Here is a 22,965-nt window from a genome sequence, read left to right on the forward strand (position 1 = left end):
TGCCGGGTCCTTCCCGTCTGAATTCCGTTCCATGGCCCATCACCAGATCCTGATCGTCGGCGGAGGGGCAGCGGGCCTCACCGTGGCCAGCCAGCTCAAGCGGGCGCGGCCGGGCCTGGAGATCGCCATCCTTGAGCCCTCGCCCGACCACTACTACCAACCCGGCTGGACCCTGGTGGGCGGTGGCGTCTTCACCCTGGAGCAGACCCGCCGCGCCGAGGCTGATCTGATTCCCGAAGGGGTGCGCTGGATCCGCGCCGCCGCCGCCGGTTTCGATCCGGTGGCCGGCACCGTGACCAGCACCGACGGCGAAACACTCCACTACGACGTGCTGGTGGTGGCCACCGGCATCAAGCTCTGCTGGGACCGGATCAAGGGTCTGCCGGAAGCCCTCGGCAGCCATGGGATCACCAGCAACTATTCCAAGGATCTGGTTGATTACACCTGGACGACGATCCAGGCCTTCAGCGGCGGCAACGCGATCTTCACCTTCCCCGACACGCCGATCAAGTGTGCCGGGGCGCCCCAGAAGATCATGTACCTGGCCGACGACGTCTTCAAGCGTTCGCCGGCGGTGGCCGCGGCGACCAAGGTGATCTACGCCACCGCCACACCGGGGATCTTCGCCATTCCCACCTTCGCCGAACCCCTGCGCCAGGTGGTGGCCCGCCGCGGCATCGAGCCCCACTACCAGCACACCCTCAAGGAGGTCCGCGCCGCCAGCAAGGAGGCGGTCTTCGCCGTCAAGGAGGGCGACACGGTGCGCGAAGAAGTGCTGCCCTTCGGCATGCTGCATGTCACCCCGCCGATGGCGGCCCCGGATGTGGTGGCCACCAGCCCCCTGGCGGTGGCCGGGCCGGGCGGCTGGGTGGAGGTGGACAAATTCACCACCCAGCACGTGCGCCATGCCAACGTTTTTTCCCTCGGCGACGTCTCCTCACTGCCGAATTCCAAAACCGCCGCGGCGGTGCGGGGCCAGGCCCCGGTGCTGGTGGCCAACCTGCTGGCCCACCTCGACGGCCAGCCCCTGGCCGCCCGCTACGACGGCTATGCCTGCTGTCCGCTGATCACCGGCTACGGGCGCGTGATCATGGCCGAGTTCAACTACGACGGCCAGCCCGTTCCCTCCTTCCCCCTCGACCCCACCCAGGAGCGCTGGAGCATGTGGGTGATGAAGAAAGACGTGCTGCCCTGGATCTACTGGAACCGCATGCTCAAGGGAGCCCCCCACGAACGGCGCTTCATGCCGGGGGTGGCTGGCTGAGGTCGCTGCCGGACTGCTTCAGGTGGCCGAGGCGTTCTTCCAGCCCGTGCAGCATTTCCAGGGCGAACATCGGCAGTTCCTGGAGCGCGAACAGAAACTCCTCCCGGTTCATCTCCAGCAATTGCGTGTCGCGCACGGCCGTGGCGGTGCCGACGCGTCGATGCTGGTTGTCCACCAGCGCCCCCACCCCGAAGCTGCTGCCGGGGCCGAGGATTTCGCCATCGTGGTCATGGCCCCAGTCGATCCGGACTTCACCATCGACGATGCCGAAGACCGACGCGCCCGCCTCGCCAGCTCGGAAGATCACTTCCCCAGCCGCGATCGTTCGCAGGTCCCGGTCCTGGGCCAGGAGCCGCATGGTGGTCAGGGCGCCTGGGGAGGGGGAGGTCATGGAAGAGTCCTGGATCCCACCACCTTGCAGATGGTGGGTTAAGGATCAGGTGGGAACGGGGCCGTCTGTCATGGTCACCGGAGTGGGCTTCACGTCCCAGATCCTCTCCGCGTACTCACCGATGGCGCGGTCGGAGGAGAAGAAGCTGCTGCGGGCGGTGTTCAGCAGGGCCATCCGATTCCAGCGGCTACGGTCGGCCCAGGTGGCGCTGACGCTGGCCTGGGCCCGGAGGTAGTCGCTGAAGTCGGCCAGGACGCAGAAGGGATCGGCCCCCTGCAGCTGGTCCGTCAGGGGGCGGAACCGCTCCGTGTCCCCCTGGCTGAAGTGCCCCTGCCCGATCAGGTCGAACACCTCCGCCAGCACCGGATCGCTCCCGAGCCACTCCCAGGGTCTGTAGTGGCTGCGCAACTGGGCGATCTCCTCGGCGGTGCGGCCGAAGAGGAAGAAGTTGTCTTCGCCCACCTGCTCGCGGATCTCGACGTTGGCACCGTCGAGGGTGCCGATGGTGAGGGCGCCGTTCATCATGAATTTCATGTTGCCGGTGCCGGAGGCCTCGAGGCCGGCGGTGGAGATCTGCTCGGAGAGGTCAGCGGCGGGGTAGACGCGCTCGCCGAGCTTGACGTTGTAGTCGGCCAGGAAGATGACGCGCAGGCGGCCGTCCATGTCGGGGTCGGCGTTCACCACATCGGCGATGCCGTTGATGAAGCGGATGATCAGCTTGGCCATGGCATAGCCCGGGGCGGCCTTGCCGCCGAAGATCACGGTGCGGGGGGCGAGGCCATCGGCGAGGCCGTTCTTGATGCGCAGGTACTGGGCGATCACCTGCAGGGCATTGAGGTGCTGGCGCTTGTACTGGTGGATGCGCTTCACCTGCACGTCGAAGAGGCTTTCGGGGTCGACGCTCAAGGCCAGCTGCCGGTGGATGTAGCCGGCCAGGCGTTGCTTGGCGGTCCGCTTGCAGGCACCCCAGTGCTCCAGGAACGCCCCGTCCTGCTCGAAGTCTTCGAGGCGGCGCAGGGCCTGGGGCCGAACTGGCCAGTCGGGGCCGATGCTGTTGCAGAGCAAGGCATGCAGCGCTGGATTGGCCAGGGCCAGCCAGCGCCTCGGTGTTACGCCATTGGTGACGTTGGTGAACTTCCCGGGCCAGAGGGCGGCGAAGTCGGGGAACAAATCTTGTTTGACCAGGGCGCTGTGCAGGGCGGCGACGCCATTGATGTGGTGGGAGCCGATGGTGGCGAGGTGGGCCATGCGCACGACCTGCTCCCCGGCTTCATCGATGATCGAGAGGCGCCGCAGCACGGCGTCGTTGCCGGGGTACCTGAGGCGCACCTGCTGCAGGAAGCGGTGGTTGATCTCGAAGATCAGCTCCAGGTGGCGGGGCAGCAGGGAGCCGAAGAGACCGAGGCCCCACGTCTCGAGGGCCTCGGGTAGGAGGGTGTGGTTGGTGTAGGAGAGACAGGCGGTGGTGATGGCCCAGGCGGCCTCCCATTCCAGCTGTTTGTCGTCGAGGAGCAGCCGCATCAGCTCGGCGACGGCGATGGAGGGGTGGGTGTCGTTGAGCTGGACGGCCCAGTGGTCGGGGAACTCCTGGATGGGAAGGCCACGGGCCTCGAGGCTGCGGACCATGTCCTGGAGGGAGCAGCTGACGAAGAAGTGCTGCTGCATCAGGCGCAGGCGCCGTCCGGCATCGGTGCCGTCGTTGGGATAGAGCACCTTGGAAATGGTTTCCGAGCCCACCTTCTGTTCGACGGCGCCATAGAAATCGCCGCTGTTGAAGGTCTGGAAGTCGAAGGATTCGGTGGCATCAGCCCGCCAGAGGCGCAGTCGGTTGCAGGTGTTCACCCGATACCCCAGCACCGGCACATCGTGGGGAATGCCGATGGCGTGCTCGGCCGGGATCCAGCGCACGTGGTAGGTGCCGTGGTCGTCGCGGTAGCTCTCGGTGTGGCCGCCGAAGCCCACGAAGCAGGCCTTCTCGGGATGGACGATTTCCCAGGGCCAGCCGCCCTTGAGCCACTTGTCGGTGATCTCCACCTGCCAGCCGTCGCGGATGAGCTGGTCGAAGATGCCGAACTCGTAGCGGATGCCGTAGCCGGTGGCGGGGATCTCCAGGGTGGCGAGGGATTCGAGGAAGCAGGCGGCGAGGCGGCCGAGGCCGCCGTTTCCCAGGCCCGGTTCCTCTTCCACATCGAGGATCTCCTCGATATCGTCGATGCCGAACGGCCTGAGGGCCTCGGCGGCCTCCTGCTGGATGCCGAGCATCAGCAGGTTGTTGCCGAGCTGGGGGCCGATCAGGAATTCGGCCGAGAGGTAGGCCACCCCCCGGGCGGGGCTGGCAAGGATGGCGTCGAGACCCGCCAGGTAGCGGCTCATGAGCCGGTCGCGCACGGCGTAGCTGAGCGCCATGTAGAGGTCGTGGCGGCCGGCGTCCTGCACACGCCGGCCCAGGGAATAGAAGAGGTGCTCGATGAGGCCGTCGAGAAGATCCTTCGCCGCCAGGCCGTTGCGCTGGGGATCGGCGTAGGAGCCAGGCTCGGGCAGACCCATTACGGGGGGGAGGGTGCTGGTCATGGCTGGACGGTCATGGGCACACCCTCACCCTCACCCTCACCAGGGATGGTTAAGACCCGGGGGCAGCGGCATCAACGTGGGCTTGGGAAGATGGGAGGGCCTGCCAGCGTTCCATTCCCGACCCTGAAGCCCAGCCCGGGGTGGCCAGCACTCCGTCCTCCGTTCCCGGGGCGTCCTGCCCGCGGGAAGGTGCGGTGCTCATCTGTGGCCTCGGATCCCTGGGCCAGGCCTGCCTGCTGCGCCTGCTGCCCTTCGACGTGCCGCTGCGCTGTCTGGACCGGAAGCGGCCGGACTGGCGCGATCCCCGCCTGGAGGAACGCTTTGGATCCTCGCTGGTGCTCGGGGACATGCGCCTGCCCCATGTGCTCTCCCAGGCCGGGGTGGAGACGGCCCGCGCTGTGTTGTTGCTGAGTTCCGAGAGCACGGTGAACGTGGAGGCGGCGCTGCAGGTGCGGTTGCTCAATCCCTCGGCCGACCTGGTGGTGCGCTCCTCCGGCCAGCTGGCCAGCCTGGGGGCCCTGCTCGAGGAGCGCCTGCCCGGGGTGGCCGTGGTGGATCCCCTGCTGCTCACGGCCGGGGCCGTCACCGAGGCCCTGCGGCCTGGCCACCAGGAGGCCTGCTTCCGCGTCGATGGTCAGTCGTACCTGGTGGTGGAGGGAAAAGACCTGGATCGACGGCAGCAGCGCTGCCTGCGTCAGGCCTCTGCGGACCCGGCCCGACCCCTGCAGGTGATTCCGATGGGGTCCCACCACCACCGTTCGTCGGACGCCGTCCCCGCCACGACGGCCAGGGGCCGGTGGATGGCCCTGCGCCGCGGCCTGGGGGCACCGCTGCGGCTGTGGCGGCATCGCAGCCGGCTCCAGCAAGGCGTGCTGCTGGGGCTCGTGCTGCTCATGGGCCTCGGACTGGCCCTGTTCTCCGCCGGCGGCGGCTGGCGCCAGGGGTTGTTCGTCACCCTGTCCCTGCTGAAGGGGGAGTACGTCGATCCGGTGAACGTGATGCTGCCTGCGGATGACGGCATCGCCGCGGCGGCCCCCTGGATGATCGGCCTCACCCTGCTGTATTCCCTGCTCGGAACGCTGCTCACCTCCGCGCTGGTGGCGGTGATCCTGGAACGGTTGCTGCGGGAGCGTTTCGGATTGGGCCATCCCGGCCGTTTCCGGCGTGGCAGCCGCTGGATCCTGCTGGCCGAGGGGGAGGAGCTTGCGGTGCGGGTGGCCGACAACCTGGTCAGGGACGGACTGCAGGTGCTGCTGATCGATTCGCGACCTGCCCAGCCCCTGCACCGGCCGGGGTTGGTGGTCTTCCACCGCTGGGAAGCGGCGCTCGCCGCGCTGCAGCACTGCAGGCTGGAGGGGATCGGTCTGCTCTCCGTGGATCTGCTCGCCAATCTTCAGGAGACCTTCCAGCTGCAGAAGTCCTGGCCTGACGCCCGCTACGCCATCCTGTCCCATGCGGTCGAGGCGGCCGAACGACTCGGCGACCTGCTCGGTGGTGTGGCGGTGATCTCCAGCATGGATCTGGTTGCGGATGCCGTGGTGGCCACGGCGTTCGGCGAACGGGTGGAGGAGATCTGCCGGATCGATGGGGCCAACCATCTGCTGGTGCGCTACCGGATTCAGCAGGGCGATGCTTTGTCGGGTCTGAACCTCTCCAGGATCGAGCATGGCTACGGAGTCACCACCATCCATCTGCTGCGTCCCGGGCGCCGTTCCCCCCTGGTGTTGCCCTCCCTGGATCTGGTGCTGGCGGCGGGCGACCAGCTGGTGGTGCTGGCCACCCTGGCGCAGCTGCGGCGGGTCGAGCTGGGCCGTCCGGATCCGCCTGGATGGCGCCTGCGCCTGCAGGGCTCCCCCCGGCAGGAAGGTCGCTTCGAGGCGCTCCAGTCCCTGGCCCGGCACCTGGGTGGCGCGCCGGGGGCGATGGCCCCGCTGCTTGATGGCGCCGACCATCTCACCCCAGCTCTCGACCGCGAGCTGGCCGAACAGCTGGCGGAGGAGTTGCGACGTCAGGGCATCCGCAGCCACTTGGAATCCGTATCCGTGCGTGAATCCACCCAGTCCATGGGCAACGGTGCATGACGGATGTGAGTCCTCCCCCGGACCGCTGGCTACTCGAGACGTTGCAGGCCCTGAGGACCACCCTGGGGCGCATCGAGGTGGAGGAGGAGGCTTGCCTGGAGGCCATTCACCCCGAGTACGGGGACAGTGCCCGCAACCTGCTGCATTTCATCGCCTTCCATCGCCATGCCCATCCGGGCTTGCCGAAGGCGTTGCGACAACGGGGGCTCTGCGCTCTCACCGATTGTGACCCCCACCTGCTCTCCAGCCTGGAGGCGGTGATCACCGCTCTCGAAGCGCTCGAAGGTCTGGGACCGTCGGCGCAGGCGGCACCGCCGAGCGTCTTCCAGGGCCAGCCTGGTCCAGGTCAACTGCAGCACCATTGCGACCGGTTGTTCGGAGCCCTGGCCGCCGCCGGAGTTGCCGGAATCATGGTCACCCTGCCGGCGGAAGCGGCCGAGCGACCCGCCCTGATCGCCGATCTGCTGGAGGCGGGGATGACCATCGCCCGCATCAATTGCGCCCATGACGACCCCGTGGTCTGGGGCCGGATGGTGGACGGGCTCACCCAGGCCAGGCTGGCCACCGGCCGCCCCTGTGCGATCGCCATGGATCTGGCGGGCCCGAAGCTGCGCACCGGCCAGCTGGCCCTCCAGCCCGCGGTGATCCGGGTGCGCCCCCCCCGCGACCGCATGGGACGACCCAGCCAACCGGTGCGGATTCTGGCGGTGCCGCCGGGAGCCATGCCCCCGCCGCCGGACACCGAAGCCGTGCTGGTGCCGGTGCGGCTGTCGAAGGCGAAGCGCTTGAAGGCGGGCGATCGGTTGCGGGGGCGTGACGCCTCCGGCCGCCGGCGGATCCTCACCGTGGTGCGGTCTGGCCCCGATGGGGTGCTGCTGCAGGCCGACCAGACCTGCCGCTTCCGCTCCGGCCTGGTGTTCCGCCAGCGGCATCGCAAGGCCCGGCTGCGCGTCGGTCCGCTGGCGCCGGTGAGCGGCGAACGGCTGCTGCGCCCGGGCGACGCCATCCGTCTGACACCGGAGCCGGACCAGGGCGGCGGCACACTCCCCTGCACCCTGCCGGAGGTGTTCGGCGATCTGCGCCTCGGGGAACGGGTGCTCTTCGACGATGGCCGCATCGGCGGTGTGATCCGGGGGGTGTCCGCCCAGGAGGTGGTGCTTGAGGTCACCACGGCGCAGGCCAAGGGCAGCCGGCTTCGCTCCGACAAGGGGATCAATTTCCCCGACAGTGACCTGCGCACCCCGGCGCTGACCGCCAAGGACATCGAGGACCTGGCGTTCGTGACCCAGCACGCCGACATGATCAGCTATTCCTTCGTGCACAGGGATTCCGACATCCAGACCCTGCGCCAGTGCCTGGAGGAGAGGGGCCGGGGGGATCTGGCGGTGGTGCTCAAGATCGAAACCCGTCAGGCCTTTCTCAACCTGCCCCGGCTGCTGCTCGCGGCCATGGGCCACGGGGCCCCGGTGGGGGTGATGATCGCCCGGGGCGACCTGGCGATCGAGTGCGGCTGGGAGGCCCTGGCGCCGATTCAGGAGGAGATCCTGCGGATCTGCGCCGCGGCCCACGTCCCCTGCATCTGGGCCACCGAGGTGCTCGACACCCTGGCCCAGCACGGCCATCCCACCCGCGCCGAGATCACCGATGCGGCCATGGGGGCCCGGGCCGATGCGGTGATGCTCAACAAGGGACCCAACATCACGGCCACCGTGAAGGTGCTGGAGGCGATCGTGGCCCGCAGCGCCAGTGACAGGAGCGACCGCAGCCACCCCTTGCTCACTTGCCTGGCGTTCCGCAGCAACTGTGTAACCGACGAGCCGCTGCCGTGATCGAAACCCAAACTGATCGGCGGAGCCGATCAGCCCTTGGAGGCGTCAAACAGGGAATCGCGGGTGAATTTGAGATTTTTCCAGATCTTCTTGATCTTCGCGTAGGCCTGGTCCTGGCTCATCTTGCCGTTGGCCTGAAGGCCCACGATCAATCCCACCTGGTCGGCGAAGGTCTCCAGGTTCTGGTGAAACATCAGCCGCTCCGGGCTCCAGTCGCTGCCGCGATAGCTGCTATGGGCCTCCATGGGAGATTGGACCTCCCTCTCCTGCCGGTCGAGTTCGGGATTGGAGGGTCCCATGGAGGGCTGGTTCGTCAACGCGTTGTCTTAATCAGTCGATGACTGTAGCCAACCTGCCTTAAGGCCCCGTAAAGCCCGGCGGCTCCTGGCGGAGGCCATACCCACCGCCGGTCAGCTGCGGTTGAATCGTGGCAACAACCGGAATCCCGTGGTGCGACTCACCCCAGGGGCGCTGAGCTCCCAGCGCCTGGAGCAGCGTCCGGCGGGCCTTCCCACCCATCTCTACGTCCATGGCGGACTCGGGCCCACCCGGGCCGACGCGGTGCTGTTCCTGGAGTCCGGACCGGTGCGGACCACAGCCCCTGCCATCGAGCAGCTGGCCAGCCTGCGCAGAGCGGGCACCCCCCTGTGGCTGCGCCTGCAGGGGCTCGGCGATCGCCGCTACATCCAGCAGCTCCTGGAGCACCTGGAGGTGCCGGCGGTGCTGCTCGCCCCCCTGCTGGAGGTGCCCCAACGGCCCCAGGTGAACGGCCTGGAAGATGTGCTGCTGGTGGTCCTGCACCGGCTCAGTTTCGCCAAGGACCCGGCCCATCTGGTCAGCGAACAGGTGGGGCTGGTGCTGCTGCCTGGGTTGCTGATCACCATGGAGGAAGGCTGCGGCGGCGATCCCTTCCCCGATCTCACCGAGTGGCTGCTGTCCAAGTCGGGGTCCCTGGCCGACAGGGACCTGGACGACATCCTGCACTTTCTCATCGATGACCTGCTCGATGACCTGTTCCCGATGCTGGAGGCGATGTCCCAGCGGCTCGATGCGCTGGAGGAGTCCTCCCTGCGCAACCCCCGCCCCCTGATCCTGCGCCGCTCCTACGAATTCAGGAGCAATCTGCGCATCATTCGCACCTTGATCTGGCCGCTGCGCCACCAGATCCGTATGCTCCTGCGCCAACGGCAACGGCTGCTGGGCACCGAGGCCCTGGAGGGCTTCCGGGACATGGCCGAACTCGTCGACCAGTTGTTCGAGGCCTGCGGGTCGCTGCGGGGCCAGTGCGATGCCATCACCCAGTCCTATGCGGCCAGCGTCGGCAACCGGATGAACCAGGTGATGAAGACCCTCACCATCCTCACCAGCATCTTCGCGCCGCTCACGTTCATCGTTGGGATCTATGGCATGAACTTCGAGTTCATGCCCGAGTTGAAATGGCGCCACGGTTACGCTTTCGTCATGGTGCTGATGCTCCTGATCGCCACGCTGCAGGCCTGGTGGCTCTGGCGGCGGGGCTGGTTCCAGGACTGGACAGGGCAGGGCTGAGCTGAGCTGGCTTCCACAATCTGCCCTTAACCCAACCCCTCGGCCTGCTGGTGCAGGATCGGCGCAGTGTCCCTCCTCCGCTGGTCTGGAACCATGGTCCTGAAGCTGCCTGCGACAGTCCGGTCGAGGGGCGTGATGGCCTGCAGTGGAGTGGGTGTCCTCCTCGGCGGCTGGCTGACGTCGTCGCTGGCACCGGTGCCCGCCCAGGCCCAGACGGGGACGGCTCCTGTGGTGCGCATTGAAGGCTCCAGCACGGTGTTCCCGATCATGGAAGAGGCCGCCAAGGCCTTCCAGAAGCGCCAGGGAGATCGGCCGGTCAGCATCGCCCTGAAGGAGACGGGCAGCTCGGCCGGGATGCGCAGCTTCTGCCGCGGGGAGATTCCGATCAGCAACTCCTCCCGTCCGATCAGCTCCAAGGAGCTCAAGGCCTGCGCCGCCAAGGGGGTCACGTTCATTGAACTGCCGCTGGCCTTCGATGCCATTTCGGTGGTGGTCCATCCCAGCAACAGCTGGGCCAGCCGCATCAGCACGGCCGAGCTCTCCACCCTGTGGAACCGCAAGGCGCAAGGGCACATCAAGCGCTGGAAGCAGGTGAATGCCGCCTGGCCGGATCGGCCGATCAATCTGTGCGGTCCAGGGGCAGACTCAGGAACGTTCGATTACTTCAACAAGGCGATCAATGGGGATTCACGAAATTCCCGCACCGATTACACCGCCAGTGAAGACGATAACGTTCTTGTACGTTGTGTTGAGAAAAACCCTCTGGCGCTGGGCTATTTCGGTTTTTCCTACTACCGCGCCCAGGCCGGCAAGCTCAAGGCGCTCGCCATCACAGGTCCGAAGGGCACCTGGCCACCGACCATCAACAACGTGCAGCAGGAGCGCTACGTGCCCCTGTCGCGTCCCTTGTTCGTCTACATCAACGACAAGGATCTGAGGGATCGGCCCGAGGTGCGTCGCTTCATCACCTTCACGGTCCAAGGGGGGTTGCGTTTCAGTGAGCGGGCCGGTGTGATCCCCCTGCCTCCGGACACCTATCGTGTTGTTGAATCCAAGCTTTATCGCCATCTGATCGGCACCTCCTTCGGGGGCGATCTGCCCATCGGGCTCTCGATCAACGAAGCGATCCGGCGCAGCTTCGAGCAGATCCGCTCGAAATCACCCCGCTGAGGCCTCCGGGCCCCTCCCATGGCCAGCCCGCACGATGACCACCCGTTCAGCAACGGAGCGTTCGCCGTCGATCTGATCGCTCGCTTCACCGACAAACTGGTGTCCCTACAGGGGCCGGTGCTGGCCGACAGCGACCCCGAACCCCTGCATCAGATGCGGGTGGCGTTGCGGCGGCTGCGCACCTGCCTGCACCAGTTCGCCCCCGCCCTGCAGCTTCCCAGGGCTGTCGCCGACCCCCGACTGGCCAAGACAGTGCGGCGGCTCGGCATGGCGCGGGACCTCGACGTGCTGCGGGAACGGCTGGAGAAGGATCTGATGCCCGAGCTGCCCGAGGCGGAGCGGAAGGCCCTCAAGCCGGTGTTGAAACAGCTGCGGCGCGAGCGGGCCCTGGCCTACGAGCAGGTGGTCTCCACCCTGCAGAGCGGCGGCTATCTGAAGTTGCTCTCCCAGCTGCAGGGCTGGCTGCGGCATCCCGAGTTCACGCCGCTGGGGGAACTGCCGCTGCCGGGGTGGACCCTGGAGTGGCAGGCCCCGATGATCGCCGGGCTCTTCCAGCATCCCGGTTGGTTCATCGTCGAGCAGGAGGGGGACATGGAACGGGTCCACGACCTTCGCAAGCGACTCAAGGCAGCCCGTTACGGCCTCGAAAATCTCGGCGCCGTCACCGGCTCGCGCTGCCGGCAGTGGGTGGTTGAACTGAGGGATCTGCAGGAGCTGTTGGGGGAGCTCAACGATCTCAATGTCCTGGAGCGGGCGATCGATGACCAGTTGCCGTCCGGACTGGCCAGGAGCCTGCCGGCTCTGGAGGCCCTGCTGGACCACAGGGCCCAGGGCTGTTGGGAGCAGTGGCGGCAGCGGGCCGAGGGTCTGATGCTCCCCGAACGGCGCCTGAGCCTGTCGATGGCCCTCTGGCTGGAGCGGGGCTCCGACAGCCACTGCGACAGTCACCTGGATTCGGCCCTGCCGGCCCTGGCCTTACCAAGCCCTTAACCAAAGCACTACCAGCCCTTTGCTCGATTCCGGGGTGTTGCTGCATACAGTTCGGTGCATCCAACGCGCTTTTCCCGATGGTATTCACGCCTTCCCGTGAATCCGGCAGCAAAGATGGATTCCGCGAGCTTCTCGAAGCCAATTATCAGAAACGCAGTCTGGTTCATGTCAGTGCCGGCAGCCATGTGCCGCTGCTGAAAAATAATGTCTGGCTTGTGGTTCGCGGCATGGTCAAACTCAGTGCCATCACGATTCACGGCGATGACATGCTGCTCGGGCTGGCCGGCCCCAACGAACCCTTTGGTGATCCCCTCAACGGCGTCGAGGCCTACGCCGCCACCACCCTGGCCGACACTGACCTGCTCTGCCTGAGTTGCAGCGAGATCCGTCAGGACGGTGCCCTGGCTGTGGCCATGCTCGAGGCCCTCGGCCTGCGCCTCCACCAGAGCCAGGCCCTGCTGGCCCTGATGGGGCTCAAGCGCGTCGATGAACGGGTTCGCGGTTTTCTCGAACTGCTGGCCAGTGAGTATGGCCAGCCCTGCGAATCGGGCCTGCGCCTCAACCTGCGCCTCACCCACCAGGAGGTGGCCAGTGCCCTGGCGACCACCCGCGTCACCGTCACCCGCGTCATCGGTGCGCTGCGTGATGAAGGCTGGTTGCAGCTGGACGGCCAGCGCCGCCTCGTGGTCAGCTATCTCCCACGTCGTTGAGTCAGTTCTGGGATCTGCCTCCCGCAGACGCCGATAATGCCGGCATGCACCCCCCCCTCCTAGTCGTCGAGGACGACGACACGATCCGTGAAACGATCCGCGACGTCCTCGTGCTGGAGGGTTTTGCCGTCACGGCCTGCGGCAATGGCCGGGAGGCCCTGCGCACCCTGCAGGAATGCCCGCCGGGGGAGGAGTTTTCCCTGGTGGTTCTTGATCTGATGCTGCCCGGTCTGGGGGGCCTGGATCTCTGCCGCCAGCTGCGGTTGGCTGGCAACCAGACCCCCATCCTCGTGGTCAGCGCCCGCGACAGCGAAACCGACCGGGTGCTGGGGCTGGAGGTGGGCGCCGACGACTACCTGATCAAGCCCTTCGGCCTGCGGGAGCTGGTGGCCCGCTGCCGGGCCCTGCTGCGCCGCAGTCGCTCGCAGGAGGTCGCGGCCAAGGTTCTGCAGCACGCCAACCTGAGCCTCTTCCCTGAGGAATGCCGGGTCACCCGCGATGGCCTGGAGGTCAATCTCTCCCCCAAGGAATACCGGCTGTTGGAGCTGTTCATGCAGAACCCGCGCCGCGTCTGGAGCCGCGACAAGTTGCTGGAGCGGGTCTGGGGTTACGACTACTTCGGCGACAGCAAGACCGTCGACGTTCACATCCGCTGGCTGCGCGAAAAGCTGGAGGCCAATCCTTCGGCCCCCGAGCATCTGATCACCGTCCGGGGCTTCGGCTACCGCTTCGGCTGAATGGGCCTGCTGCTGGCCGGGCTGCTCGGGCTTGCCCTCGGCTGGCTGCTGGGGCGCCGCCGCCGCCGCCCCGGTCAGGGCCTCTCCGGGCTTTCGTTGCGCCAGCTGCTGCGTTGGATCGGCGAGGCCCCCGATGGCTGGTTGATCCTCGATGGCGCCGATCGCATCCAGTTGATCAACCTGCGGGCTGAAAAGCTGCTGGATGTCCCCGGGGCCGGTCTGGGCCGCCAGGAACCGCTCGAGATGGTCTGCCGTTCTGCCGAGCTGCTCGAAGGGATCCGCAACGCCCGCCGGCGGGAGCGGCCCCAGCGGCTGGACTGGGAGCCGGGCGATCAGCAACTGGCGGTGGTGATTCTGCCCGGCGATGACGGCTGGGTGGCGCTGCTGCTCCAGAGCCGTCGTTCGCTCGAAGCCCAGCTGGAGCAGCAGGAGCGCTGGGTGAGTGATGTGGCCCACGAACTCAAGACGCCCCTCACGGCCCTGCTGCTGGTGGGGGACAGCCTGGCGGCCCATGTCAACGACGCCAATGCGGTGCTGGTGGAACGGCTGCAGCGCGAGTTGCTGCGGCTGCAGCGGCTCGTCGGTGATCTGTTGGAACTCTCCCGACTGGAGAACACCCTGCCGGAGGGGGTGCGCCTGCGCAGCCGTGTCGATCTGCCCCAGCTGGTGCAGCAGGTGTGGCTGGGTCTGCGCCCCCTGGCCGAGCGCCGCTGCATTCGCCTGGAGCTGGCGGCGGAGTCCCCCCTGGGCGTGCTGGGCGATGGCTCGCGGCTGCACCGGGCGGTGCTCAACCTGCTGGACAATGCCCTGCGCTACAGCCCGGACGGTGGCACGGTGCTGGTAGAGATTGAGGCGACGGCGGGCTGGTGCCTGCTGACCATCCGCGACGAGGGCCCCGGCCTGAGTGAGGACGACCTGGAGCACATGTTCGAGCGCTTCTATCGCGGTGATCCCTCCCGGGTGCGCAGCGACCGGGGCGGCAGCGGCCTGGGCCTGGCGATCGTCCAGCAGATCGCCGTCACCCACGGCGGCCGCATCCAGGCCACCAACCACCCCGGCGGTGGCGCCGTGCTGGAACTGTTGCTGCCGGCAGCGGCCTGAGATGGGCGACGCGTACCCACGGGCGGCGGAGCGGATGGCGGCGGTGGCCGATCCGGTCATCGCCCAGGTCGGCGCCCTGCTGCACCAGTGCCCGCAGGCCCTGTCCCTGGCCCAGGGCATGGTGGCCTGGGCGCCCCCGCCGGGGGTGGGCCAGGCCGTGGCCGTGGCCCTGGCCCAGACCGATCGGCGGCTGGATCGCTATGGGCCGGTGTGGGGCGAGGAGCCCCTGCTGGAGGCCGTGCGGCGGGAGCTCATCGAGGGGCGTGGCCTGGATCTGGAGGGCAGTGACCTGCTGGTGACCGCCGGCAGCAACATGGCCTTCAACGCCATCGCCCAGGTGCTCTGCGACCCCGGCGATGAGGTGCTGCTGCCGCTGCCGTTCTATTTCAACCACGCCATGGCGATCCGCCTGGCCGGCGGCGTGCCCGTGCCGGTAGAGGCGGGGCTGGTGGCCGATCCCGACCGGCTGGCGGCGGCGATCACCCCCCGCAGCCGCGCCATCGTGACGATCTCCCCCAACAATCCCAGCGGCCTGGTGACGCCGCCGCAGGTGCTGGCGGCCATCAATGGCCTGTGCCACCGCCATGGGCTGGTGCATGTGAGCGATGAGGCCTATGCCGACTTCGTCCATGGCTCGGTGCCCCATGCAAGTCCTGGCCGGCTGCCGGGCAGCGGCGGCCACACGGTGTCCTTGTATTCCCTTTCCAAGGCCTACGGCATGGCGGGCTGGCGGGTGGGCTACGCGGCGGTTCCCCGCCAGCTGATGGGGGCCCTGGCCAAGGTCCAGGACACGGTGCTGATCTGCCCGCCCCAGGTCAGCCAGAGGGCGGCCCTGGCGGCCCTGGAGGCCGGGCCGGCCTGGTGCCGTCCCCATGTCGAGGCCCTCGGGCAGCGGCGGCGGCAGTTGCTCGACGCGGTGGCGGCGGCCCGTAGCGGCGGCCTGGCCGTGGAGCTGCTGGGTCCCCCGGATGGGGCCTTCTATGGCCTGCTGCGCTTTCCCTGTTCCCTGGATGGCGCCGCGTTGCTGCGGCACCTGGTGCTGGGGCACGGGGTGGCGGCCCTGCCGGGCGACAGCTTCGGCCTGCCGCCAGTTGGCGGCCGGGGCCTGCTGCGACTCAGCTACGGCATGCTCGGTGCCCCTGATCTGGAGGAGGCCCTGGGGCGACTGTTCCAGGCTGTGGCGGCCCTGGAGGCGTCCGGCCGCTGAACGTTGCGGCCGTTCAGGGGCTGGAGCTGGCCGCTTGGCTCTCGCCCGCGGCGCCCAGCATCCAGAGCGCTGTGCCCTCCGGCCACAGCAGCAGCACCCTGCCGCCAAAAAGCACGGCCAGGGGATCGCCCAACGGCAGCCCGGCGGCGCGTGCCTTGGCCAGGGGCAGGCGCCGCCATTCCAGGCCGTCCGCCGTGAGGCTCATCCCGGCAGGAGACTCCTTCGTGGGTGAGGCCTGCTCCCACAGACCCGCCACGGATGTGGCCTCGCTCGCCTCGATGGCCTTGGCCTGCAGGGCCAGGGCGAGCAGTCTGCTGACCGCCGTGGGTTCCGCGCCGGAGCTGGAAGGGGGGCGCTCCTGGGCTGTCCTCTCGCCCCGGCCGGGGGTGGTGGCCGCCCGGGCCTGGGGTCTGGCCGTGCTGGCAGCGTTGCCACGCCGGCCGGCCGGCAGATCCGTCGGCGGTGGCGGCGGCAGGGAGCTCAGGGAACCCAGGGAGAGGGGGGTCAGCAGTGGCAGGGCTGGTTCCCGGGCCTGCTGGCGGCTGAAGCGCAGCAGCTCGGGAGTGTCATCCGCTGGGGCCGTGGCTCTGCTGGGCACGGGACGCTGGGAGGGCCGCAGGGCCGTCAGCAACGGCAGCCCGTTCAAGGCCAGGGCCACCAGCAGGGGCAGCTGGAGACGGCGCCAACCGGGGAAGGGCAGGCTGGCTTTCATGGCAGCTGCAGCTCCAGGGGCAGGTCCGTGCGGCCCAGCCGCCCCATCAGCTGCTGCACCGCCCCCCAGGGCACATCGCGATCGGGGACCAGCCGCACGGTGGGGCGGGCCTGGCCGGCTTCGAGCTTCTGCAGCACGCCCATCAGCTCCCCGCTGGGGATCGGCTGGTTCCACAGCCGCAGCTGTCCATCGGCAGCCAGGTGCAGGCTGACGATCCCCTCCCTCGCCGGTCGCTGGGCCAGCCGCTGGGGAACCAGGATCAACGCCAGGGTCAGCAGCGCCAGTCCTGTCGCCACCGTCCCCAGGGCCAGGGCCTCCAACGCTGGCCCCCAGGCCTGGACGGGATCAGCGTCTGCCCTCATGGCCCCTGGCCCGACAGGGCCAGCCCCACGGGCCGGGGGCTGATCGAACGCAGGTGGGCCAGGGAGCGGCTCACCCGTTCCAGCGGCAGCGTGGCGGCCGGCAGGAAGCGGATCTCGGTGCTGGCCGGCTGGGAGGCCAGCAGGCCCGGCAGCCGGGAGCGGGACACCGGTTCCCCGTTGACGAACCAGCGATCCTCCGGCGCCTGCACGATCCAAAGGGCCCCCGTCAGGGCCGTCCCGCCCTGGGGGCGCAGCCGCGGCTGGCGCTCCCGGACCAGATCCGCCAGGGCCGCCACCGATCCGCACAGCAGCAGGGTCAGCCCCACAAGCGAAGCGAGGGTGTAGGTCATGCCTGGGGGGGGCAGGCACGGCCGAGTCGCTGCAGCCGCAGGCACTGGCTGCGCCGCAGCCATTGGTTCGCCACCAGGCTGGTGCTGGCGATCAGGCTGATGATCAACCCCAGGGCGGTGCTCAGCAACACCTGGCTGAATCCGGCCAGGTTGGCGCCCGCCGGCAGCAGCAGCTGGGGGCCGAGGCTGGAGAGCACCTGCATCAGACCGAGGACGGTGCCCACCAGCCCCAGCAGGGGGGCCAGCACGACGGCGGCCTGCAGCAGCGGCTCACCGAAGCGCATCTCCAGATCCCAGTCCTCCAGCTTCCGCCCAGCGGCGCCCCCTCCCTCCTCAGCCAGCAGCCGCTCCCACTGCTGCCGGCGGGAAGTCCGGGTGCGCCACCAGTTCCACCAGTAGCGGCCCCGGTCGAGCGCCACGGTCACCACCGCAATGGAGAGGAGCAGCAGCAGCAGGGCGACGGGTCCGTGGGTCCCGGGGATCGTTGTCTTCACCCCTGGCGATGCTGCATGGCTGCAGTTGATGGTATGGGCCGGTGTCGCCCCCGCGACGTGCTGCAGCTGCTTGACAGTCCCCCGCGATCGAACGCTGACTAAGGTGCCCGTGGACCGGATCTTGCGGGAGCACCATGAGCCCCATCCATGCCGATAACAGCCTCAGCATCGGGCAGACCCCGCTGGTGCAGCTGCACCGCGTCACGGAGGGATGCGGGGCGCGGGTGCTCGCCAAGATCGAGGGACGCAACCCGGCCTATTCGGTGAAGTGCCGCATCGGCGCGGCGATGATCTGGCAGGCGGAAAGGGACGGTCTGCTGGGGCCCGGCAAGGAACTGATCGAACCCACCAGCGGCAACACCGGCATCGCCCTGGCGTTTGTGGCCGCCTCCCGGGGCATTCCCCTCACGCTGACGATGCCGGAGACGATGAGCCTGGAGCGGCGCAAGCTGCTCACCGCCTACGGCGCCCACCTGGTCCTCACCGAAGGCCGGCTCGGCATGGGCGGGGCGATCGGTGCCGCCCGGGAGCTGGCGGAATCCGAACCGGACCGCTGGGTGATGCTGCAGCAGTTCATGAACCCGGCCAATCCCCGCATCCACCACGACACCACCGGCCCGGAGATCTGGACGGACACCGACGGTGTGGTGGATGTGCTGGTGGCGGGTGTGGGCACCGGCGGCACCATCACCGGCGTCAGCCGTTACATCAAAACCACCCTGGGCAAGCCCCTGGTGTCAGTGGCGGTGGAGCCCGCCAATAGCTCCGTCATCCGCCAGACCATCGCCGGCGAGGATCTCCGGCCCGGCCCCCATAAGATCCAGGGCATCGGCGCCGGATTCGTGCCCGCCAACCTCGACCTGAGCCTGGTCGATCGCGTCGAGGCCGTCAGCGACGAGGAGGCGGTCTCCATGGCCCGCCGCCTGATGAAGGAGGAGGGCATTCTGGCTGGCATCTCCTGCGGCGCCGCCACGGTGGCCGCCCTGCGGCTGGCCAGGGAAAAGGCCTTCGAGGGCCGCACGATCGTGGTGGTGCTGCCCGACTCCGGCGAGCGTTATCTCAGTTCGGTGCTGTTCGAAGGGGTGTTCAATGAACGGGGCCTGGCTGCCGTCTGATCCCACCGCCCGCCCGCGAGCTTCGAAGCCACCGCCAATGAGTTATCTGCGCCAGATCATGCAGCGGCTCCACGACCGCTCAACCCCGATGCCCACGGGCGAAAGGGGTGAGGCCCCAGGACGGCTCGACGAGCATCTGGCGCTCTATGCCTCACGGCTCGATGGATGCAGCAACGCCATGCTCCAGTACGAGGCCGCCTGGTTGGAGCAGCACATTGAGAGCCTCGAACTCTGTGGACGGCAGCCCACCATGCTGGCCAGTGCCGGTGGTGCCGAACGGGTCGAAGCGCTGCTGCAGGAGAGCCTGTGCTTCCGGCAGCGACTCGACAGCTGCCGTCGGGAGCGGGGGTTGGAGGACGGTGGTGTGCGGGCCGCCGTCGTGGCCAGCGAACATGCCTGGGAACTCTCTGACCCCGCCCTGCGGCGCGCCTGGGGCTTCCCCACCGAGCCACCATCGGCCTGAGCGGGCCCTGTAAGCCTCGATACACCCCCCAGCTCCAGGCTCCCCAAGGATTCCCTGCAATTCCTGCTGCGGCGCCATGGCGAGCTTCACGATCAGCCTCGAAGGAGGCAAGTCCTTCACCTGCCCTGACGACACCTACATCCTCGATGCGGCTGAGGAGCAGGGCATCGATCTGCCCTATTCCTGCCGGGCCGGGGCCTGCAGCACCTGTGCCGGCAAGATCCTCTCCGGCAGCGTCGATCAGTCGGACCAGAGCTTCCTCGACGATGAACAGATCGGCGAAGGCTTCGCCCTGCTCTGCGTCAGCTACCCCCTCTCCGACTGCACCATCAAGCCGGGCGTCGAAGAGGATCTCTGATCATCCCGGCATGGTGACGAACTCCTCGGCCACCGAGGGGTGCAGGGCCATGGTGCGGTCGAAGTCGGCCTTGGTGGCGCCCATGCCGATGGCGAGCGCCGCCATCTGAATGATCTCGGCGCTGTGCTCGCCCACCATGTGGCAGCCCACCACCCGGTCGGTGGCGTTGTCCACGATCAGTTTCAGCAGCACCCGGGGGCCACGGGCCGGCAGGGCCTGGGCCATGGGCCGGAACCGGGCCCGGTGCACCCGGATCCCTTCAGCGCCGAAGCGCTCGATCGCCGCTTCCTCGCTCAGCCCCACCCCGGCCAGCTCCGGCTGGCTGAACACGGCACTGGCCACCAGGTCGTGGTTCACCTGGCGCGACTTGTTCCCGTACACCGTGTCGGCGAAGGCGCGGCCTTCATCCACGGCCACAGGCGTCAGGTTGATCCGGTCGGTCACGTCGCCGACCGCATGGATGTGGGGCACGTTGGTGGTCTGGTCGGCATCCACCGGGATGCGGTGACCTTCCACCGCCACGCCGGCGCTCTCCAGCTGCAGCCCTTCCAGGAAGGGCTGACGGCCGGTGGCCAGCAGCACGCCGCCGCAGGGGAGCACCTCACCACTCTGGGTGACCAGCTCCAGATGGCCGGGCACACCGGTGATGGCGGCGGGACTGTGGGCGAAGCGGATCTCGATGCCTTCGGCCTCCATGGCCTCCTGCACCGCATGGGAGGCTTCCCGATCGAAGCCCCGCAACAGATGATCGCCCCGCACCAGCAGGGTCACCGCCACACCCAGGCCGTGCAGGATGCAGGCGAATTCGCAGGCGATGAAGCCCGCTCCCACCACCACCACCTGGTCGGGGAAGCGCTCCTGCAGGAACATGTCGTCGCTCACCCAGCCCAGTTCGGCCCCAGGGAAGACGGGCCGGTGCGGGCGACCGCCGGCGGCGATCAGGATCCGATCCCCCTTGATCTGTCGGCTGGTTGCGGATCCATGGACCACCTCGATGTGGTGGGGATCGGCGAACCGGCCCCAGCCCCGCACCAGCTCGACGCCCGCCTTCTCCAGCAGGCTGATGTGCAGCAGGTTGAGCCGGTCCACCTCGCGGCGCACGTTGGCCAGCAGCACGGAGGCGTCAGGCCGGAAGCCATCCAGCTGCCAGCCGTAGCTGGAGGCATCGGCCAGCAGGTGCCGGTAGGCCGAGCCGTAGACCAGCAGCTTCTTGGGCACACAACCGCGGATCACGCAGGTGCCCCCCACCCGGTCGCCCTCCACGATCGCCACGGAGGCCCCGTAGGAGGCCGCCCGTTTGGCGGCGGCCAGGCCACCGGAGCCTGCCCCCAGGACGATCAGATCGAAGCAGTCGCTCATGGCAGCAGGGCGTTGTGGAGCTTGGTTCCATCCAGCATGGCGTCCCGCAGATCGGTGTCCCGCAGGTCGCAGCCGCTCAGGTCGGCGTCGCGCAGATCGGCCCCCTCCATGTTGGCGCCGTAGAGACAGGCGCCGCGAAGATCACTGCCCTGCAACAGGGCCCCCTGCAGCAGGGCGAAGCTGAGATCGGCCCCCTGGAAATCGGCCCCGCCCAGGTCGGTGCGCTGGTCGAGCCCGCCCCGGAAGTCGGCTTCCACCAGCCGGGCGGCCCGCCAGTGGCTGTGGGCCCCGAGCACGCCCCGCAGGCAACAGCGGTGCATCAGGGCACCGCCGAAATCGGCGCCCTGCAGCCGCGCCGCCGACAGGTCGGCGTCGTGCCAGAAGGAGCCGCTGGCCGCCACAGCCGAGAGGTCGGCCCCCCACAGCAGCGCCTGCTGGAAGCAGGCCCCCTCCACGTTGGCGCCCGCCAGGCGGGCATGGCCGAATCGCCCTTCCTTGAAGCAGCCACCGCTCAGGTCGCAGTCGCCCAGATCGAGGGCCACGCCATCGAGATCCCCCAGCCGCAGGCCGGCAAACTGGCGACGGCCCTCGGCCAGGGCACGTTTGAGGGCGTCCAGGTCGGCGGGGAGGTCAGAGGATGGCCGCAAGGGCATCGAGTTGCTGGCGGCGGGAGGCGAGCATCAGCTTTCTGGCCTGAGCCAGGAGCTGGAAGACGCCCTTGTCGATCACTTCATAGAACACCAGGCTGCCTTCGGGACGGCGGCGCACCACGCCCGCGATCGTGAGCAGCTTGAGATGCTTGGACACCAGCGCCTGGCTGAGGCCGGTCTTCTCGACGACGGCGGTGACGTTCAGCGGGCCCGGGCGCAGGGTCTCGAGCACGGTCAGACGGTTGGGCTCGGAGAACACCTTGAAATAGTCGGCCAGGGATTCCATCGACGGCTCCAAAGCCTGGGATGGCGTGAGGTTACCACGCTGCCATCTCAGCCCAGTCATGCAGAATCATGAAAAAGACCTTCTGCATCACCTGGATCACGTAGTATCACGTTGTCGTTATGACGTGAAGCAACGTCGCCTCCCTGATGACAGCCACCCTCTCCTCTGCTGCTGCGGCCCCCTCAGCTGCCGCTCCGGCTGCCCCGCATCTGCGCGAGGACCTGCTGACGCCGCGCTTCTACACCACCCAGATCGCCAAGGCGGCCCGCACGGATCTGGAGCTGCAGCGGCCGGCCTTCGAGGCGATGCTCGCCGAAATGGAGGCCGACTACAACCGGGAACACTTCGACCGCAAGGCACCACTGGATCGGCTCCGGGATCTCAGCCCCGAGGAGAAGCAGGCCTACGAGAGCTACCTGGTGCGCTCCTGCGTGTCGGAGTTCTCCGGATTTCTGCTGTTCAAGGAGCTCTCCCGCCGGCTGATGCAGGCCAAGCGACCGGAGCTCGGCCGGTTGTTCCAGCTGATGGCCCGGGATGAGGCCCGCCATGCCGGCTTCCTCAACCGGGCGCTGGTGGCCGAAGGCATCGAGATCGACCTGCCCAGCCTGAGCACCAAGCGGCCGATCACCTGGTTCCCCCTCAGCTGGGTGCTCTACAGCGTCTTCCTGTCGGAAAAGATCGGCTACTGGCGCTACATCCTGATCGACCGCCACCTCAAGGCCAACCCCGACAGCAACTTCGCCCCCCTGTTCGATTTCTTCGAGCCCTGGTGCCAGGACGAGAATCGCCATGGCGACATCTTCAACATGCTGATCCGCTGCTGGCCAGCCCTGCGGCAGGGTTTTCGCGGCAAGTTGCTGAGTCGCTTCTTCCTCTGGTCGGTGTTTCTCACCCACAGCCTCACGGTGTGTGAGCGCGGTGAGTTTTACCAAATCCTGGGCATGGATCCGGAACGGTTCGATGCGGAGGTGATGCGCCAGACCAACCGCACGGCCCGCCGTGCCTTTCCCTGGGTCTTCGATCTGGACAACGGCCAGTTCATCGCCCTGCGCGATCGCCTCGTGACCTGTTTCCAGGAGATGGGTGCCGCCCGCCGCCAGGGGGCCTCTCCCCTGCGCCAGCTCGTCCTGAAGCTGCGCTTCGGTGGGCTGCTGTGGCGCCAGTTCTTCCAGCCGATGCTGCGGGTGGAAACGGCCTGATCCCGACCCGCCGCTGGC

Annotated in this window: 24 protein-coding genes; 14 read left to right on the plus strand and 10 right to left on the minus strand. The window is 68.3% G+C overall.

The features are described 5' to 3' along the window. The first annotated feature begins 31 nt into the window (after positions 1–31). A complete protein-coding gene (locus KBZ33_RS01070; protein WP_254949565.1) occupies positions 32–1,264 on the plus strand; it encodes an FAD/NAD(P)-binding oxidoreductase in 1,233 nt (410 codons plus the stop codon). On the opposite strand, the gene KBZ33_RS01075 is transcribed toward KBZ33_RS01070, so the two are convergent. Together KBZ33_RS01075 and KBZ33_RS01080 are read right to left on the minus strand one after the other, a co-directional pair. Then, entirely contained in the window at positions 1,242–1,655 is a 414-nt protein-coding gene (locus KBZ33_RS01075) for a Crp/Fnr family transcriptional regulator (protein ID WP_255011383.1), read from the minus strand. The genes KBZ33_RS01070 and KBZ33_RS01075 overlap by 23 nt on opposite strands. Positions 1,656–1,700: 45 nt before the next feature. Next, on the minus strand, positions 1,701–4,226 hold the full coding sequence (locus tag KBZ33_RS01080) for a glycogen/starch/alpha-glucan phosphorylase (RefSeq protein ID WP_254949563.1): 2,526 nt from the start codon (positions 4,224–4,226) through the stop codon (positions 1,701–1,703). A gap of 140 nt (positions 4,227–4,366) precedes the next feature. Here KBZ33_RS01080 and KBZ33_RS01085 point away from each other — a divergent pair, with 140 nt between their 5' ends. After that, the gene (locus tag KBZ33_RS01085; protein WP_254949562.1) at positions 4,367–6,307 is read left to right on the plus strand and encodes an NAD-binding protein; all 1,941 of its coding nucleotides are present in this window, start codon (positions 4,367–4,369) and stop codon (positions 6,305–6,307) included. Between the two features lie 5 nt (positions 6,308–6,312). After that, positions 6,313–8,136 carry a pyruvate kinase gene (locus KBZ33_RS01090; protein WP_255011385.1) on the plus strand — a complete coding sequence of 608 codons (1,824 nt, stop codon included), beginning with the start codon at positions 6,313–6,315 and terminating at the stop codon, positions 8,134–8,136. A 29-nt stretch (positions 8,137–8,165) separates the two neighbouring features. Here the strand turns inward: KBZ33_RS01090 and KBZ33_RS01095 are convergent, their stop codons facing one another. Continuing rightward, complete coding sequence (locus KBZ33_RS01095) at positions 8,166–8,435, minus strand: hypothetical protein (protein WP_315859113.1); 270 nt, start codon at positions 8,433–8,435, stop codon at positions 8,166–8,168. A gap of 148 nt (positions 8,436–8,583) precedes the next feature. On the opposite strand from KBZ33_RS01095, the gene corA reads away from it, so the two are divergent. From corA to KBZ33_RS01130, 7 genes are all read left to right on the plus strand, one after another. Beyond that, entirely contained in the window at positions 8,584–9,684 is a 1,101-nt protein-coding gene (corA, locus tag KBZ33_RS01100; RefSeq protein WP_255011388.1) for a magnesium/cobalt transporter CorA, read from the plus strand. A 150-nt stretch (positions 9,685–9,834) separates the two neighbouring features. After that, positions 9,835–10,854: a PstS family phosphate ABC transporter substrate-binding protein gene (locus KBZ33_RS01105; RefSeq protein WP_255011397.1), complete on the plus strand. Its 1,020-nt coding sequence runs from the start codon at positions 9,835–9,837 to the stop codon at positions 10,852–10,854. Positions 10,855–10,872: 18 nt separating this feature from the next. Continuing rightward, positions 10,873–11,844 (plus strand): CHAD domain-containing protein, encoded by a 972-nt coding sequence (locus KBZ33_RS01110; protein WP_254949558.1) that lies wholly within the window; start codon positions 10,873–10,875, stop codon positions 11,842–11,844. 77 nt (positions 11,845–11,921) lie between these two features. Next, a complete protein-coding gene (locus KBZ33_RS01115; protein WP_254949557.1) occupies positions 11,922–12,554 on the plus strand; it encodes a Crp/Fnr family transcriptional regulator in 633 nt (210 codons plus the stop codon). A 44-nt stretch (positions 12,555–12,598) separates the two neighbouring features. Further along, positions 12,599–13,291 (plus strand): response regulator transcription factor, encoded by a 693-nt coding sequence (locus tag KBZ33_RS01120; protein WP_254949556.1) that lies wholly within the window; start codon positions 12,599–12,601, stop codon positions 13,289–13,291. Beyond that, positions 13,292–14,392: a cell wall metabolism sensor histidine kinase WalK gene (locus KBZ33_RS01125; RefSeq protein WP_254949555.1), complete on the plus strand. Its 1,101-nt coding sequence runs from the start codon at positions 13,292–13,294 to the stop codon at positions 14,390–14,392. A gap of 1 nt (position 14,393) precedes the next feature. Then, positions 14,394–15,599, plus strand: a complete 1,206-nt coding sequence (locus KBZ33_RS01130; protein WP_261362139.1) for an aminotransferase class I/II-fold pyridoxal phosphate-dependent enzyme — start codon at positions 14,394–14,396, stop codon at positions 15,597–15,599. 13 nt (positions 15,600–15,612) lie between these two features. On the opposite strand, the gene KBZ33_RS01135 is transcribed toward KBZ33_RS01130, so the two are convergent. The 4 genes from KBZ33_RS01135 to KBZ33_RS21570 are packed head-to-tail and all read right to left on the minus strand — an operon-like array spanning position 15,613 to position 17,517. Further along, positions 15,613–16,311, minus strand: coding sequence for a hypothetical protein (locus tag KBZ33_RS01135; RefSeq protein ID WP_254949554.1), 699 nt, complete (start codon positions 16,309–16,311; stop codon positions 15,613–15,615). Continuing rightward, on the minus strand, positions 16,308–16,673 hold the full coding sequence (locus KBZ33_RS01140) for a biopolymer transporter ExbD (RefSeq protein WP_254949553.1): 366 nt from the start codon (positions 16,671–16,673) through the stop codon (positions 16,308–16,310). The genes KBZ33_RS01135 and KBZ33_RS01140 overlap by 4 nt, the downstream gene beginning before the upstream one ends. Further along, the gene (locus KBZ33_RS01145) at positions 16,670–17,023 is read right to left on the minus strand and encodes a hypothetical protein (RefSeq protein WP_254949552.1); all 354 of its coding nucleotides are present in this window, start codon (positions 17,021–17,023) and stop codon (positions 16,670–16,672) included. Before KBZ33_RS01145 ends, KBZ33_RS01140 begins: the two co-directional genes overlap by 4 nt. Next, positions 17,020–17,517, minus strand: coding sequence for a MotA/TolQ/ExbB proton channel family protein (locus KBZ33_RS21570; protein ID WP_254949551.1), 498 nt, complete (start codon positions 17,515–17,517; stop codon positions 17,020–17,022). Before KBZ33_RS21570 ends, KBZ33_RS01145 begins: the two co-directional genes overlap by 4 nt. A 134-nt stretch (positions 17,518–17,651) precedes the next feature. On the opposite strand from KBZ33_RS21570, the gene cysK reads away from it, so the two are divergent. The 3 genes from cysK (at position 17,652) to KBZ33_RS01165 (ending at position 19,453) form a co-directional block, all read left to right on the plus strand. Then, a complete protein-coding gene (gene cysK, locus KBZ33_RS01155; RefSeq protein WP_254949550.1) occupies positions 17,652–18,632 on the plus strand; it encodes a cysteine synthase A in 981 nt (326 codons plus the stop codon). Positions 18,633–18,669: 37 nt separating this feature from the next. Then, positions 18,670–19,095, plus strand: coding sequence for a hypothetical protein (locus KBZ33_RS01160; protein WP_254949549.1), 426 nt, complete (start codon positions 18,670–18,672; stop codon positions 19,093–19,095). Between the two features lie 76 nt (positions 19,096–19,171). Continuing rightward, the gene (locus KBZ33_RS01165) at positions 19,172–19,453 is read left to right on the plus strand and encodes a 2Fe-2S iron-sulfur cluster-binding protein (RefSeq protein ID WP_254949548.1); all 282 of its coding nucleotides are present in this window, start codon (positions 19,172–19,174) and stop codon (positions 19,451–19,453) included. Here KBZ33_RS01165 and gorA read toward each other — a convergent pair whose 3' ends face one another. The 3 genes from gorA to KBZ33_RS01180 are packed head-to-tail and all read right to left on the minus strand — an operon-like array spanning position 19,454 to position 21,748. Then, the gene (gene gorA, locus KBZ33_RS01170) at positions 19,454–20,812 is read right to left on the minus strand and encodes a glutathione-disulfide reductase (protein ID WP_254949547.1); all 1,359 of its coding nucleotides are present in this window, start codon (positions 20,810–20,812) and stop codon (positions 19,454–19,456) included. Further along, entirely contained in the window at positions 20,809–21,465 is a 657-nt protein-coding gene (locus KBZ33_RS01175; protein ID WP_254949546.1) for a pentapeptide repeat-containing protein, read from the minus strand. The genes gorA and KBZ33_RS01175 overlap by 4 nt, the downstream gene beginning before the upstream one ends. After that, positions 21,443–21,748, minus strand: a complete 306-nt coding sequence (locus KBZ33_RS01180; protein ID WP_094584033.1) for a metalloregulator ArsR/SmtB family transcription factor — start codon at positions 21,746–21,748, stop codon at positions 21,443–21,445. The genes KBZ33_RS01175 and KBZ33_RS01180 overlap by 23 nt, the downstream gene beginning before the upstream one ends. A gap of 146 nt (positions 21,749–21,894) precedes the next feature. On the opposite strand from KBZ33_RS01180, the gene acsF reads away from it, so the two are divergent. Next, positions 21,895–22,947: a magnesium-protoporphyrin IX monomethyl ester (oxidative) cyclase gene (gene acsF, locus KBZ33_RS01185; RefSeq protein WP_254949545.1), complete on the plus strand. Its 1,053-nt coding sequence runs from the start codon at positions 21,895–21,897 to the stop codon at positions 22,945–22,947. Positions 22,948–22,965 lie beyond the last annotated feature (18 nt).

It is taken from the genome of Cyanobium sp. Cruz-8D1, assembly GCF_024345975.1.
In the GTDB taxonomy this organism is placed as follows: domain Bacteria; phylum Cyanobacteriota; class Cyanobacteriia; order PCC-6307; family Cyanobiaceae; genus Cyanobium.